This window comes from Cypionkella sp., assembly GCF_030652235.1.
GTDB lineage: Bacteria > Pseudomonadota > Alphaproteobacteria > Rhodobacterales > Rhodobacteraceae > Cypionkella.
This window is the reverse complement of the sequence record NZ_JAUSBA010000072.1, coordinates 1-15083: the sequence shown is the minus strand read 5'-3', so window position 1 is coordinate 15083 and position 15083 is coordinate 1. Positions and strand designations below refer to the sequence as shown.

The 15083-nt window shown below is 59.4% G+C and carries 11 protein-coding genes and 1 pseudogene; 3 read left to right on the top strand and 9 right to left on the bottom strand.

From position 1 onward, the window contains the following. Positions 1 to 525: 525 nt before the first annotated feature. Both Q7V03_RS23120 and Q7V03_RS23115 read right to left on the bottom strand, forming a co-directional pair. Positions 526 to 4338 carry an amino acid adenylation domain-containing protein gene (locus Q7V03_RS23120; RefSeq protein ID WP_304927940.1) on the bottom strand — a complete coding sequence of 1271 codons (3813 nt, stop codon included), beginning with the start codon at positions 4336 to 4338 and terminating at the stop codon, positions 526 to 528. A 16-nt stretch (positions 4339 to 4354) separates the two neighbouring features. Continuing rightward, entirely contained in the window at positions 4355 to 4921 is a 567-nt protein-coding gene (locus Q7V03_RS23115) for a YdcF family protein (protein WP_304927939.1), read from the bottom strand. 179 nt (positions 4922 to 5100) lie between these two features. Between Q7V03_RS23115 and Q7V03_RS23110 the strand changes: the two are divergent. The 3 genes and pseudogenes from Q7V03_RS23110 to Q7V03_RS23100 form a co-directional block, all read left to right on the top strand. Next, positions 5101 to 5226, top strand: a pseudogene (locus Q7V03_RS23110) (IS3 family transposase); the annotation flags it as partial. Positions 5227 to 5306: 80 nt separating this feature from the next. Further along, entirely contained in the window at positions 5307 to 6242 is a 936-nt protein-coding gene (locus tag Q7V03_RS23105; RefSeq protein ID WP_304927938.1) for an alpha/beta fold hydrolase, read from the top strand. After that, the gene (locus Q7V03_RS23100; RefSeq protein ID WP_304927937.1) at positions 6232 to 7125 is read left to right on the top strand and encodes an SPASM domain-containing protein; all 894 of its coding nucleotides are present in this window, start codon (positions 6232 to 6234) and stop codon (positions 7123 to 7125) included. The genes Q7V03_RS23105 and Q7V03_RS23100 overlap by 11 nt, the downstream gene beginning before the upstream one ends. An 11-nt stretch (positions 7126 to 7136) precedes the next feature. Here the strand turns inward: Q7V03_RS23100 and Q7V03_RS23095 are convergent, their stop codons facing one another. The 7 genes from Q7V03_RS23095 to Q7V03_RS23065 are packed head-to-tail and all read right to left on the bottom strand — an operon-like array spanning position 7137 to position 14780. Next, positions 7137 to 8594 carry a CmcI family methyltransferase gene (locus Q7V03_RS23095; RefSeq protein WP_304927936.1) on the bottom strand — a complete coding sequence of 486 codons (1458 nt, stop codon included), beginning with the start codon at positions 8592 to 8594 and terminating at the stop codon, positions 7137 to 7139. A 16-nt stretch (positions 8595 to 8610) separates the two neighbouring features. Beyond that, positions 8611 to 10347: a TylF/MycF/NovP-related O-methyltransferase gene (locus tag Q7V03_RS23090; RefSeq protein ID WP_304927935.1), complete on the bottom strand. Its 1737-nt coding sequence runs from the start codon at positions 10345 to 10347 to the stop codon at positions 8611 to 8613. Beyond that, positions 10344 to 10598, bottom strand: a complete 255-nt coding sequence (locus tag Q7V03_RS23085; protein ID WP_304927934.1) for an acyl carrier protein — start codon at positions 10596 to 10598, stop codon at positions 10344 to 10346. The genes Q7V03_RS23090 and Q7V03_RS23085 overlap by 4 nt, the downstream gene beginning before the upstream one ends. After that, positions 10585 to 11874, bottom strand: a complete 1290-nt coding sequence (locus tag Q7V03_RS23080; RefSeq protein ID WP_304927933.1) for a cytochrome P450 — start codon at positions 11872 to 11874, stop codon at positions 10585 to 10587. Before Q7V03_RS23080 ends, Q7V03_RS23085 begins: the two co-directional genes overlap by 14 nt. Continuing rightward, positions 11867 to 13540 carry a fatty acyl-AMP ligase gene (locus tag Q7V03_RS23075; protein ID WP_304927932.1) on the bottom strand — a complete coding sequence of 558 codons (1674 nt, stop codon included), beginning with the start codon at positions 13538 to 13540 and terminating at the stop codon, positions 11867 to 11869. The genes Q7V03_RS23080 and Q7V03_RS23075 overlap by 8 nt, the downstream gene beginning before the upstream one ends. After that, complete coding sequence (locus Q7V03_RS23070) at positions 13537 to 13794, bottom strand: acyl carrier protein (protein ID WP_304927931.1); 258 nt, start codon at positions 13792 to 13794, stop codon at positions 13537 to 13539. The genes Q7V03_RS23075 and Q7V03_RS23070 overlap by 4 nt, the downstream gene beginning before the upstream one ends. Then, positions 13791 to 14780 (bottom strand): hypothetical protein, encoded by a 990-nt coding sequence (locus tag Q7V03_RS23065; RefSeq protein WP_304927930.1) that lies wholly within the window; start codon positions 14778 to 14780, stop codon positions 13791 to 13793. Before Q7V03_RS23065 ends, Q7V03_RS23070 begins: the two co-directional genes overlap by 4 nt. Positions 14781 to 15083: the final 303 nt, after the last annotated feature.

Below are 15083 nucleotides of genomic sequence, written 5' to 3'. Positions count from 1 at the left end.
CGCACGCGAGTCCTTCGTCTTGCCCGCAGCCGCACGAAGCTCCGTCGCCGTCAATTCCCGCCGCGTGATCGCAATCCCTGCCATACCTGCCCCCTGTCCTTAACGCTGCATTGATTCAGACTTCGCGTGGCTTGGGAATCCTAAAAGAGTCAAACCAAAAGGCCGTTGGTATCAAAGCCTGCCTGAACCGCCTGACGTTGTGGCAATTCTGGAAATCGCTACAAACAAATTCAATTACTTAGACGATTTTCTGTCGAACTTGGGGTCCCAGCAACAAGCCGATCGCTTGAAGACTCGCCCCGCGCCGATGCTCCGCCAACATCACGCCACGTTCCTCGCCGTTGAGGTGCTTGTACCGTTTGTCCATCGCAACATCCTATGCTATGCTCCATGGGCGCTGGGTGTTGCACTTGATGTTTGAGTCTAAGGGGTGCCGGAAAAATAAAAAACCTCAACTACGATGAATTTTCTGGGCGGCTCACATTGTTCGCCCCCACCCGGAACAGACCCCTATTTGACCATTGTTCAACTTTGATGTTGGTGCGCACGAATATGCTTTAAAACAACCGCTGACAGCGAAGCTATGTTCTGAGGCCGAAAATACTGCCCATGCTGACCAGTGATAATCTCGACATGATACCCGCCCGGATATGCAGTTTGAAAAACGGCATTTGGATTTTCCATTAATGCATAAGGATTAAGGTAGCTCCCCTCACCAAACACGAGGGCTACTGGGCCGTGATGGATCGAAAATCGGCCCTGCTCCATCAAAATTATCGCGCCAATTGTTCGCCCACGGTGGATGAGTTCCTGAACCACACGCAGCATAATCATGCCGCCCTGACAATTCCCCCCAATGTGGATAGGGCCGCCACTATACAAGCTCTCGATTTCATCAGCCACTAAGGTGGTCATGGCCGCTAGATTACTTTCCAAATACTCAAACAGAAGGTGTCCTGATCGGGTACCGAAGACCTTTATACCCTCGGGCGCAAGCGCGTCGTTCAATGCGATGAATTCAGGCCCCCCTTGAAACATCCAGTACAGGGGAATGGAGGCTGTATTTTCTGGTATATGCCGGAAGAGGCCACGGTCTGTCGCAGCCTGGCCATGCCAAGTCGTCAAATGAGGGAGGACGGCGTCGGCGATGGCATTCTGCACTGCGCCGGTGCCCGGTACGGCTGAGGGCGCTTTTAGACGTGCGTCAACTGATAGCGATAAAAACTCGACCGTTTCACTTCCGGGAGGGAGAGCGATGTCGAGGGAAATGCCAAACGCATCCTCCAGCGCACCCAGAAGATTGACCAGATCAAGGGAATCCAATCCGGCGTCGGAGAGGTTTTCGCGAACGCCTTGGACCAACAGACCGGGTGATATCTCGGCAAGAAGTCCGAGGACGCGCTTCTCGGTGGCTGTTCCCGGCGTTTTTGTAGAGCGGGTGACGAATGCGGAGGGCGGAACAATCAACGCGGACCGATCCCGCTTGCCGTTTGGAGTTTGCGGGATGCGCGCCACAGGCAACAAGATCGAGGGCTGCATATATCGGGGAAGACGCTCGGTCAGAGCTGCACGAACGGCCTGCACGTCGAGTGTACCTCCCTCGGATTTTAGCACCACGTGCGCAACCAAGCGCGCATGCTCATCGACGTCGCGCACCATTGTTACCGCGCAATCCCGCACATCGGGCAATTCGCAAAGCGCAGCTTCGATCTCCGAGGGGTCAACGCGGTGGCCAAGGATCTTGAACTGGTCGTCCATACGCCCAAAACAAATCACACTTCCGTCTGCTCCAATCTTTGCGCGATCGCCCGTCCGGTAAATTCGGATATCCGTCTGATCAGGTGCCCATGCGGGAGAGGGCAATGTCGGAAACTGTGCTGCGGTTAATTCCGGCTGGTTTCTGTAGCTTGTTGCGAGGCCAGCGCCAAATATACAAAGTTCACCTATCGCACCCTCCTCAACGGCTTCAACCGCCTCATTGAGGATGCACAGGCCCATGTTGGCAAAGGGGCGTCCGATTGACACCGGATCGGAGCCGTCACAATAGGAAAAACTGGCTTCGACAGTCGCTTCTGTAGGGCCATAGGCATTGATGAAAGTTCGCCTATCATCAGGCCGCCAGCGCCGGACAAGAGCCGCAGGACACTGTTCGCCTGCTACGATTATGGTTGTCAGGTCGGGGTAGTCGCCTGTTGGTACCGCGCCAAGGGCAGAGGGGGTAAAGGACAGGTGGCTCAGGCGCTTATCTGCAATAAAACCACCCATCGGGGCACCGGGACGCCCCTCAATTTCCGTCGGCAACACCAGGCAAGCACCTGCGGCCATCGCGACAGCCACATCACCAATATTGACGTCGAAACCAAATGCGCTCACCAGCGACATCCGGCTCTGTGTGGTCAGCTTAAAAGGGGCGCGAGCGGCTGTCGCATAGTTTGAGATTGCGCAACGCGAGACGTCGACCCCTTTCGGTACACCCGTCGTGCCTGAGGTATAAATCAAATAGGCCAACTGGCTGGGTGCATGGGAAATTAAGACGCCCAAATCCGTCGTAGGCTCCTCATCTAGCAGATCGCTGGATACAAAGGCAGGTGCACTGTTGGGTAGCGCGGGGCTGGCCGCGTTTACTATCACGACACGCGCTGAGGAATCGGTGAGCATATGTATCAGGCGCTGTTCAGGTAGCGCTGGATCAAGCGGAAGATAGACCGCTCCGAGGCGCAAAGTTGCCAAAAATGCAGTGACCCTATCAATGTTCGGTCGAAGGTATACGCCCACTACGTCACCGGCGATTACCCCGGCCCGAAGAAGACGGGCTTCCAAAGATGCGGCTCGATGCCAAAGTTCTTGGTAACTCAGTATGCGGCGGCCCATTTCGATTGCTGGCGCTTCGGGATTTGCGCGCAAATGGGACGCTACCATGTTCAGCAAATCTGGGGATAAGGGAGTCTGAGGGCCAAAAAGGACTGAGGGGCCTGTGGCTTGTGGTAGCTTCGGGGCCGAGAGACGCGTTGCTAGTCGCTGCGCGAATCCGGATATCGTGTGTCCGCCCATTACGATGACAGTATCAGATATCGCAACTTGCCCTGCTAAACGCTCAATCAGATCAACGGTGTCTGCAATGGCATCAAAGCACCGCTCCGCGCGTGCAAAAGCATCCAACAGCGCCTGATCACCACTTCCAAGCAAACTGGCTTCACCCAAAGCTGCAACTGGCAAAATAAAGCAACGGTCTGCCGGAGCCAATGCCGTGACAAAGTCGTCTGCCAATCGACAGACACGGTTATGCAACTGAGGTTCCAATACTACGATGAGTTGTCCCGGCGTGTCCTGACGCAAGGATTGCAGTGCAGCAGATATCTCTGCTGGGTGATGTGCGAAGTCGTCGACTACGCGAGGTTGCTGTGCATCGCTGACGACTTGCAGTCTTCGTTTGATCCCCCTAAAATTTCCCAGAGCCGCAAAAACCTGTTCAGCCTCAATACCGAGTTCCAACGCCATGCCTAGAACCAGCAGTGCGTTCTGAACATTGTGCCGGCCTGCGACACCAAGGCGTAAGACACCCAACGAAATGCCGTCTCTTTCTACACAGATTGAGCCGTGTTTCTCGACAGCGCGAAGATGATTGGTGGGAGCAAAGCCACAGGTGAGCACCTTGCGCCCAGTCCGTCGAGCGACATCCAAAGCCCTAGCATTGTCGCCGTTTACGACAATTGCCCCATGCGTCGGCACGCGCGCCAGAAACGCTGTGAAGGCAGCGTCAAGCGCATCGTTGCCATCATATTGCTCTGCATGCTCGTCATCGACATTTGTCACGATGGCATGACGGGGTGCCCAATTTGAAAGGGTGCCATAGGCTTCGCAGGCCTCCATCAAGAAAGCCGCATTTTCCGACCCCAACCGCGCAGGCAGGGTATTGTCCAACTCGGCTCCGATCATGTGCCCGATGTCTGCACCAAAAACCGTGTCAAACACCAACGCAAGCATAGCTGTGGTTGTTGATTTGCCGTGGCTGCCCGCGACACAGATGGTCTCGCGGTGTGCCAGCAGCAAAGCGAGTGCTTCAGCGCGGGTCAATACCTCTATGCCGAGGCGGCGTGCTGCGCGCAGGTCTGGATTGTGATGAGGAATCGCGGGGCTGGCAATACACAGCCACTCGTTCGCAGGCGTCAGATCATGTGCGGTACTGTTCTCATTGTCTACCAACACCTGAGCGCCATGCTCCATAAGCACGGTGCGTTTCTCATCCGAGATTGTGCGGTCAACTCCTCGAACATGCGCACCGGCCGAACAAAGCAAAAGTGCAAGCGGGAACATCCCACTACCACCGACCCCAATCATGTGGACTTTCTTACCCTTAAAGTCCACTAATATCGCCTCTTAGAGCATACGTACTGATCCGGCCCAATTCCTCGAAAATACGCGTTCGACCCAAGTCGGATTTCCACCACGTTTCGCGAGATAGGTCACCAGAATGTTTCGGAGGAAGTGCAATAAAATGCAGGCCATTTGGCAAGTGCTGCCGCGCGGTCATAAGAACCCGTCGCATATGAAATGGTTTTGCGCACAGGGCAACGGACCGGATTTTATTCCAACCCTCGCCCGTTGATGCGACCAGTTTTGCGCTCAAGGCCATGTTTTCCTTGGTATTGGTTGCGTATTTTTCGACAAGGACGTCAGCTTCGGCAACGCCCTGCGCCAAGGCATAATCACGGTAGCCCTGCCATTCGACCAAGCCATCCATCATTGTTCCTGCACCCGAAATCACAATCCGCGGCGTTAGCCCTGCTTTATAAAGCTCTATTGCAGGTAAGATGCTGGATATCGTTGGACTTGCCGCCACGATCGTGAGGTCGACGGATTGCACGGCATCACTTATAAAAAGAAACCGCCCAATTGCATCTCGGCTATCAGTATTGTGCATCCTGTTTACTTCTGATTTCCCGTGATTGTTGCCCAAATAATCCGCGCGCCCAATGGCCCACGCAAAATACGCCTTACAACGAAGTAAAAATTACACTGAAGTTCATGAATGTTCAATGGCTGTGTCGCAAACTTTCTTGTTTCGGCTCCACATGGAATCTGGCAGCGTTGTCAGATGGTTGGGAAACCCGCAGGAAGGTCGAAACCGCCATCTTCCAATGCATCAACGGCTTCTATAACCCACGTCGTCGCCACTCAGCACTCGGAGGGAAAAGTCGCGTGGCTTTCGAACGCAAGGTGGCCTAAACGAGCACTTGGGGCGGCACAAATACGTGACAGGTCCAGCCACCTTGCGGTCAAAGGGCAAGCAACTTGGGGAATGTCGTATGACGACCTTCTGGCCAAATATCGAAGCGCGATTGGCCATCGCACACAGTCCGGAAACGGGCCCCGAACTTCGCCTTGCCGCAGCCGAATTTTTGGCGGGCGAAGGGCTGTTTAATGATATGGCCCCACTTGCAGAGACATTGGCGGCTCTGCCCGCCACGGCCGCCGGTGGCCGACGGCTGACAATGATCTGCCATCAGTTCGAGCGGTGGGGGTTGCATAGGCGGCTGGCACCATATTGCGATCCGCAGGCTGATCCAGAGCGCGCGGCGAAAACCCGCAGCGCCTTATTCTTGCGCCGTGACGGCAGCCGTGATTGCGTCATCGTCTTTGTCGGCGATGCGAGCCTTTACTGGGTCTCGCTTTACATGCTGGAACGTATCCTGCCGACTGACCGTCATATCCTGTTTCTGAAGGACCCCGATCGGATCGGGTTCACACTTGGCACTCCGGGCTTGGCCAGCCGCCATGACCAGATGGCCCCGGCGCTTTGTCGTTTTCTGGCGGGCATTGGGGTGGAGCGTTTTCACGTCCTTGGCACGTCATCGGGTGGCTTTTCCGCGCTGCATTTCGCCCGGATCGCTGGTGCGGCAGGGGCGCTTGCCCTGTCGCCTTGGACCACCGCCGCCCCGCTGATCGCCTGTCTGCAAGCGGATGCGCCTGCCGATGTGAGGGATGACATCGCACTGCGTGCGCCGGCCCAGCCCGACCTTGCGGCCCTGTTTGCCGTGCCACAGTCACGACCGCCCAGTCCGCTGCTGCTCACCTATGGCGCCGACCATGACGTGGACCGCCTGCAAAGTGAGCGCCTGTCTGGCAGCCCGGGGGTTGCGCTGCATCCGCTCGCCGATTGCGCCCAGCATGACATTCTTGGTCAGTTGATCGCTTCGGGTGCGATAACGGGTCTACTTGAAAGGTTATTCGATGTCGCTTGATACACCTCTGCTCCCGATCAGCGCTTGGCCGGAACGTCGCGAGGGCGGTCGTCTGCGCAGCCTGACCAACTGCCATTTCGACATCGTGAATGGCTGCCAGCTGACTTGCATCGGCTGTCCGAATTCGACCCTGCAACCTAAGGTCAGCCGCATCACGCTGGATGATTTCCGGCTGTGTCTTGGCAACATCGATGTCAAGGCGATCTCACTGTTCCGGCTGTTCAACTATGGAGAGCCGTTGCTACACCCGGACTTGCCGCTTTTACTACGAGAGATTCCGCAGCAGCGCTGGAAAGCGCAGGGGATCGAACTGTCGACCAATGCGCAGTTTGCCCGCTGGCCAGTTCTGGAAGAGGCGTTGCGTGAGCGGATACTGACTCGACTTGTGGTCAGTTGCGATGGGGACGGCACGCCTGCCGACTTTGAGCGTCTTCGCCCGCCCAGCCGCTGGTCAAAGCTGGTGGAATTCCTGATCCGCGCCGCAGCGCTTCGGGACCGGTGGCATCCCAAGCTGGAACTGATGACCCGCACCATCTGCACGTCACCCGAGGGGCAAGAGCGGTGGCGCGCACTTCTTTTACCCTTGGGCTGGACACCAGAATTCAGAGGCTGGTTGACCCTGCCCGACGCCGCCGCGCAGATCGCGGATCAGCGCGGCGGGACGGGCGTCTGTGTGTTTCTGCAAAAGCCCGCATCGCTCTTCGTGACGGCGGATGGCGATGTCGTGCCGTGCTGTGACCATCCCAAGGCAGCCGTACTGGGCAATCTGAAATATCAGACGGCCTCGGCCATCATGGCGGGCGAAGAGCGGCGCAGTCTGGCAGAACGTCTCGCAGCGGGCCGCGCCGCCGTGCAGGTCTGCAATCGCTGCACCTCGCCCTGACGGGGCGACTGTTACAACCGTTTCAGCCAGCCATTCGGGTTGCCGGTCACGTTGTGGCCGTAGTAGTCGCAAATCTCGGTCAGCAGTTGATAATCTTGCCCGCGTTCTGCCAAGAAGGCACGTATCGCCGCATGGGGCGGCGATGCTTCGGGTTCGCCAATCATACTGCCGGTAATGCCGTCCTCGATGACGATTTGGTCTCCCTTCTGAAGATGTGGGTCAAAGAAATCCAGCACATCCCGGCTCATCTTCGTGGTATGGGCCGCATCCTCGATCACCAGCCACGGATGCGGCAGGGTGGCGATTAGTTCCGTCGTCAGCACGGCCGCCAGATTGTGCGCATTGGCGGCCTGCACCTCGATCAGCGGGTCCTCGATCCCCTCAGGCGGGGTGATGTCTAGCGTCAGAATGCGGCCCGCGATGCCGAAGGCGCGCAATTGGTCGGCCATCCAAAGCGCTCGCCCGCCCTGATAGGTGCCGATCTCGAATATGGTTGCCGGGCGCAGGGTTTCGATCAGCGACATGTAATGGTACTGGTCAAAAGGGCTCAGCCAGAATGCCTTGCCCTTGTAGCTTTGGCGGAGCAATCCATTCTGGATGCCCAGCCACGTCTCGGTCGACAGCGATGTCTGCAAGGGGCGCGCGTCGGGGGGGCTGACCCCAGCCGCCATCGGCCCTACCTGAAACACGTCTGACAAGAGTTGCGTTGCAATCATTCCGTCAACGCGTCCGGCTTCCAGAAGGTCGAACACGGGCTTAAGCGTGGCCGTAGGCGTGAAAGCGGCAAGGAATGTGGCCAGTTCGGGCCGGTCCTCCAGCCGGACATTGGGAACGACAATCGTCAGGCCAAAGAATCCGGGAATGCTGCGGATTTCGAACTGCTCTTTCCGCCCGGTAAGGGCGTCTTCCAGCGCCGTTCGCACCCCGTTGCGTGGCCCGCCCTGCACATTGGCACAGACCAGCCGCATATCGATCCCGTCACGGGACCAGCCGCTGGCATGGGGGTGGATCTGGCCCCTGCCATGCGGCTGGCGGAATTCCAGGGGAATGCGGGAGATGTCGTAATAGGCATCCCGCCGCCCCCAAGGCCAGCCTGTGTCGTGCAGAACCAGGATCGGCGGTCGCGGTCGGGGCGTCTCCAGCGGACCGAGCAAAAGAAGCACCTCATGATACACAGTGTACCAGTTGTGGTCGCCATCGATCAGCACCACATCCGCCGCGGGCAGGTTGGCCAATAAGTCAAGGCTGGGGGCAAGATGCATGTGGACGACGCCGGGGAACGCCTGTTCAAACGCTGTGGCGTCAAAACCGGGGGCGGGGTCGATGATGTCGATGCGCGCCCCGCGGTTGCTGCACCAGCGTGCCAAACGGGTGCTGTTGCGCCCGGCGTCGGCACCAATTTCGATGACGTTCTGCGCGGCGGCGGCTTCCAGCAGCGGTCGCAGGATCGGGGTCCACAAGCGATTCAACAGTCCATCATCCTTTTCAAACGTGTTTGCGCCAAGCCATGGCCATTTGGTCGATGCGTTCCATCGGTTCCTGTATCCCGCGCATCTCACGGAAGGCGTTCACCGCATCGGCGCAGGGTTGCAAAGCATAGTCGTCGATGATGATGAAGCCGCCCGACACCACCTTGTGATAAAGCGCGGTCAGCGCATCCATGGTCGAGCTATAGTGATCGCCGTCCAGCCGAAGCAGCGCTATCCTTTCAATCGGTGCCGAAGGCAGCGTGTCGCAGAACCAGCCGGGCAGAAAGCAGATGCTGTCGCCCATCAAACCCAATTCGGTGAAAGAGGCGCGCACCGTAGCCTCTGTCACAGCCAGGCCGTTTGCATTCAGCAGATCGACCTGCGCCGTCGTGTCATAGTCCCCGTCTTGGCGCGGCAGGCCCTCAAAGGAATCCGCCAACCAGACCTTGCGCTCTTGGTCGCCCCGCGCGACCAGAACCCCGGCCATCATCATCGCCGATCCACCGCGCCAGATACCGCATTCCACCAGATCGCCAGGGATCGCCTGATTCAGCACAGTTTCGACGCAGCGCCGCAAATATTGCAGTCGGCGACGGCCCGTCATGGTCAGGGCGCTTGGCAGCAGGGTCGGGTCCAGCAGCAGGCCCTGCTGTTCCGCACCGATGACCCGCCGCAACTGGTAGGCGCGACCGGCCCGTGACTGTTTCAGCAAATCTGCACGCCCTTCGGCCCGCAGGACGGCGACGAGGGCGCGGAGATGTGCCTCGACCTCACGCGCGCCGCTGTTCAGAAGACGCTGTTCCAATAGGTCCAGATAGCGCTGTTCCGGTGGTATCGCTGCACCTTTGGTCGGGTTTGTGGTCTTTTGCAGCACCTGATTTCGCATCTGGAAGAACCAAAATGGCTTGCGCACCGGTTTGAACGCGCAGTTGCGCAGGCGGAAGTATTCCTGACTGAAGACGCGCAGCTGATCTAGACCGTCCCGATGCGCAGTTGATGCGCTTTTGCCGTGGAACTGGTGGAAGGTCGCCTCGCCCCCCAGCACGATCACCTGAACGCCCGGCAGATGAGCGGAGCGCGAGAACAGGTCGCAGCTGGAAAACCCGCCGCCAGCAGTCTGAAATCCTGGGTCGTAGCCGCCCACCTCGTCCCACAGGGCGCGCGGCAGGGTAACCGCGTTGCTTTCATGCCCCGGTGCATACCAGCGCAGTTCCGATGGCGCGGAGCTTTGACCATTCGATACCTCGAACAGTCGGTAGCCGTCTTCGGGCCATCGGATACTGTCCAGCAGCGCGTCCTCGACCGCCGCAGAATAGCCGGTCTCATGCGCCCGCCATTGCGGATGGTGGCCCAGCATCATCGAGGCGCTAAAGACGATCGGACGCGGGTGCAGCCTGCTTGCGGCAATGCTTGCCGACAGCAGCCCTGGCGAGGCCATCCTTGCCCCATCGATCATGCAGCAGACCAGCCCGCCCCGGCTTGCCGCCAGACCCATATTCAGTGCATCCACCGGCGAGCGCGTGCCCGTTGTGCAGTGCAGCACCCGAAGGTCCAGCCCCAGACCGGCGAAATCCGCCGCAACCGGTGGCGTGGCCGATCCGTTGTCGACGACGATCACCTCGTAGAGATGGCCCTCCATCCCCTGCTGATAGCCGGGCGACAGTGACAGCAACGTGCGGGGCAATTCGCGCGCCATCTCAAAGCTGATGACGACGACGGTCAGCACTGGCGTCAGGTCGGGTGCAGCACTCACGCAATCAGACCTGAAGCGCGGAGATCCTCGATCAGGCTGCGCAGATCGTCATTGCGCAAGAACAGGGTGGCATCGACTTCGACGTCGAAGGCCTCTTCGAAGGCACCGCTGATAATGACGCTATCGACGGAGTCAAAGCCCAGCTTGGCAAAGGTCGTGTCAAGAGTAACTGCACTTTCCGGCAGGTCGACGAAATCGGCCAAATAGCGGGTGAACCAGCTTTGGACTTGGGCGGCATCAAACGTTTTCATGCGGATCACTTCTTTCGGGAAACAAGATCAAGGGTAGGTGCCGAACCCGACGCAGCGTGCTGCGGTCGTCTCGGGTGATGGCTTTGGCAGGATCTGGCCGGGGCTTTCGACGGGCGATCAGCTTCAAGGCGATGGCTGCCTCCAGCATGCCAAGTTCTGAACCCAGACAGTAGTGCATGCCCCGGCCCAAACTCAGGCTGCGCCATGCCCGTGTGCCGGTGGCAAAGCGCAGAGGATCGAACTGGTCCGGGTCGGGATAGATCGCAGGGTCACGCTGCGCCGCCCCGATCAACAGCAAAAGACGGTCCCCGGCGGCAATACGCGCCCCGCCTAACACCATCTCATGCTGGGCCACGCGCCACATCTGCTGCACGGGCGCGTCGAAACGCAGCACCTCGCGCACGGCGGCAAGGCAAGTGGCGTCATCGGCCACCGACAGATCGCACTGCGGCCCAGCTTCGGCCAATGCCGCAACAGCATTGCCGATCAGCGCGGCAGTGTTTTCGGTTGCGGCAAAAATCAGCGCCATCGCGTGATCTGCAATGGCGTGATCGGTCATCGGCTGCAGTTCGTCGGCCAATGCAATCATGCGCGACAGACCATCAGTGCGGGCGTCGGGTCCCGCCGCGCGTCGCGCCGCGACCTCATGCTGGATTGGTACGCGTTGAGCAACGAGCATGGCTTCCATTCGGGCCAAGAAGCGGGGCGAACACCCCCGGTCATAAACGCGGCCAAGCTCGGCGCTTGCAAGTGCGTAGTCGCGGATCAGCGAGCCGGGCAAGCCAAGGAACCAAGCCATCACCAAGGGGGGCAACAGTTCGGCATAGCCCGTGACCGCATCGAACCGACCACTGGGTGGCACCTCTGCCAAAAGATCACGGGCCAAGCTGGTAATCGCCTCTACTGCGCCATCCATCGAGCCCGCAGACAATACCGCCCTGTAATAACGCCGCGCCAGATCGTGATCCGGCGGATTTATGAAGGGCAGAAAGGTCGTGAGCAAACCGCTCAGGATCGGCGTGGGCTTGCCCGCCCGTTCGCCAATTTCGGCCACGCCCTTTGCCAATTCGGTCACCCTAAATCCGCGGTCGGACAGCACGGCCTCTATCTCGGCGTGACGGTGCAGCACCCAAGCGCCTTCTTTCGGCGCCCAGAACACCGGCGGCCCGGCGCGCAGCCGGGCAAAGAGTGGATATGGGTCTGCCATCAGCCCCGGCATCAGGCCAAAGAAATCAGGGTTCATCGGCGAACGCTCTGCCACTGCCGCTTCAGCCAAGGATCAATTCCTTTCGAAGGAAAAGGTCACGGCACATTGGGCGCTGGATCTTGCCGCTTGTAGTTCGGGGCAGGCTGCCATTGCGCACGAGGATCACCTGGTCTAGGCGGATGCCGTGGGTTTGCAACACGGCTTCGGTCACAGCTTGGGACAGCGCAGCACGGTCGACTGCGGCAAAGGCCTGTCGCGACACCTCTAGCACGGCGACCAGATCACCCTCTGCGTCCTCGGGGCCATCTTCGGTCAGGAACACCACACCCGCGCCGGGCACCAAATCGGGGGAGACGGCGCAGATCGTTTCATCTAGGTCGTTGCCGTGATGCTTTGATCCGCGCAGGATCACGACATCCTTGATGCGGCCCGTTACGAAGAGCTCGCCGCCATGCAGGAACCCCAGATCGCCCGTGCGCAGATAGCCGCCTGCGTCCTCATCCTCCAGAGTGGCGCAGAAGGTCAGCGCGGTGGCTGCTGGGTTCCGCCAGTAGCCTTGGCTGACATGTGGCCCTGCCACCCAGATTTCGCCCCTCTCCCCCTCGGGCAAAGCGCTGCCGAAGGCATCGACGATCCGCAGCCGCTGGCCTGCTGGCATGGGACCGCAAGAGACCACAGGGCCAGCGCTGGCCGGTGCATTGGGCCGCTCGCTGCGCAGGCCCCTACCGAGGGGGCTACCGCTGACGAACAGCGTGGCCTCTGCCAAACCGTAGCAGGACTGAAAAGCCGTTTCGGGAAAGCCGCATCCTTCAAAGCGGTTTGCAAACCGCGCCAGCGCCGCGCGGCGGATGGGTTCGGCCCCACAAAACGCCCGCCGCCAGCGCGACAGGTTCAGTCCAAGGCTTTCCTCAGCCGTGACACTGCGTGCGCAAAGGTCATAGGCAAAGCTGGGCCCCCCACTGATGGTCGCGCCCAGACGATCAATCGCGCGAAGCCATCGGACTGGCTTTTGCAAAAAGGCGAAGGGCGGCATGATATGCGTACTGCGCCCGGCCTGAAACGTGTACAGCAACGTGCCGATCAAGCCCATATCGTGAAACATCGGCAGCCATGTCACCATAGCTTCGTCAGGATCGTCGCCAAAGACCGGCGCCATCATCGCATGATTGGCGGTCAGATTTCCAAAGGTCACCTGCACGCCGCGCGGGTCAGAGGTGGAGCCTGAGGTGAATTGCACGATGGCCACATCGTTGTCGCTCCAACAGGTTGAGGCAGGCAGTTTTGCTTCGCCATCAGTGGGCAGGTCGGCTAGCGCATCGGTCGCGATCCAGTCACAGTCCGGTCCGACGATTGCGCAAAGATCGGCATCTGCCGCTAGGCGCCCAGTCGTAAGAATGGTCTTTGCTCCAGCGGCGGCCCGAATGATCGCCACCCGTTCGCGTGCGCGCCGGTTGGCGGGATGGGGCACAGGCACCGCGACAATCCCGGCGAGGAAACAGCCAAACAGCGCTTCGATGAACTCCAGCCCCGGCGGATAGACCAAAAGCGCAGGCTCCCGCCGCCGCATTAGGGACGTCAGATGGCTCGCCATGGCCACTGCCCGCTGGGCAACCGCCTCAAAGTTCAGGCTTTCTGTCGTGGCCTCACCCCGCGCCATGAAGCCGAGCGCCAACGCCTCTGGCTTGCGCTCCGCCCAAAACCCTAAGGCCATGCGCATGTCCATCGCCCCGGTCATGCCTCAAGCTCTTGAAAAACCAGCCGGACAAATTCGGCGACGGATGCAGCCTCGAACACCAGAACCGGATCGATGGGGCGGCTCCACCGCTCTTCCAGCGCCCCGCACAAAAACACTGCCTCAAGCGAATCCAGCCCCAAGTCGATAAAGCTGTTGCCAAGTTCGCCGCTTTCGACCGGACGGTTCAGTTGTTCGGCCAAAACTTCCAGCACCATACTTTCGATCGCGGCGATATCCTGCATCGCGGTGGTCATGCTGCTCGATCCCTACAGGTCACACTGATGCGAGCCACCGGTTCCAGATGGTCTTGCCACTGCACGGGACCGAGTGGCGGCAGGGTCGGAAATACGATCAAATCCCATTGACCGGGGCGCGCGGGCGCAGCGACATTTACCTGGTGCGGGCCTTGCACGGCAAGCTGCTGGCCTGCCACCGGCATTACCTCACCGGTCGCGGCATCGCGCCAGATATGGGCAAGGCTCAGTCCTTCTGGCAGCTGGCCTGCACCGAGGTCCAGATGCAAGGGCAAGGAGGCGCCCGTGTCCGCCTCTGTCGCCGAGGTCGTGATGCGCAAGGGCGGAATGTCGGGTGTCGCGTCCTTGGGGCCCACCGACATCCCGCGACGGATTGCGGATGCGAGGGCGGTAATATTCTGCTCGGTGAAATAGGCACCATGCCCGCCGGGCACGATTTGGCACCGCGCTTTGGCGAAAAGAAGGGTCCAGCGGGCAGCTGCGTCCGGATCGCCCCGCAAATAGGGGTTGAACATAGTGCTTTCGGCGCCAAACAGCAGCGTGGTGGGCAGCGGCAGCGGCAGGCATGGTTCCCATTCCATCGCGATGAAGGACAGGCACTTGCGCCACGCCAACTCAACACGCAGCGCCACACGCAGCGCCACTGGAACCCCCTGACAGTTGCCCCCGACGAAACAGGGACCCTCGGGCAGATGCGCTGCCAGCAGGTTTGCATAATGATCGCCCATCGCCGCATCCATCAACGCACGGCCCGGCTCCATCCGCGCCACCAGATGCATTGATCGCAGACCGATCAGCGGTTGGTCCGGCCCTAAAGCGTCCGCCAACATGGGAAATTCGTGCTTGGCATTGAAGCACCAGATCAATGGCGGCTGAAATCCATTCGGATTGAGGATGCGCAAGAAACATGCGTCATCCAACGGCGTGCCGGCCCAGTCTTTCAACAAATACGACTGAAGGTTCAGCTTCTGTTGAAAGTCCGTCATGCCAAGCAGCCCCAAATATCTCGAACCGACATTCCCAAGTGGCGTGCCTTTTGGCGGAAAGATCGTCTGATAAGGCCAGAATATCAAGCCTTTTTCTCATGCATCATAGCTACGACGCTGGATCTGGAGTCTGAGTAGCAACGGAACTGAGAACCTACATAATACCAATGGCCCTTTCAACTGACTTGTGCCCAAGTACGTGAGGTTATGGAAGCGATGGCCACTGGGTCGTTTGCGAAGAAGTTCCAAGCCTTGCAGCAGGCGTCGACGATTTCTTCGTAGGTGTTGAATACGCTGATGGCG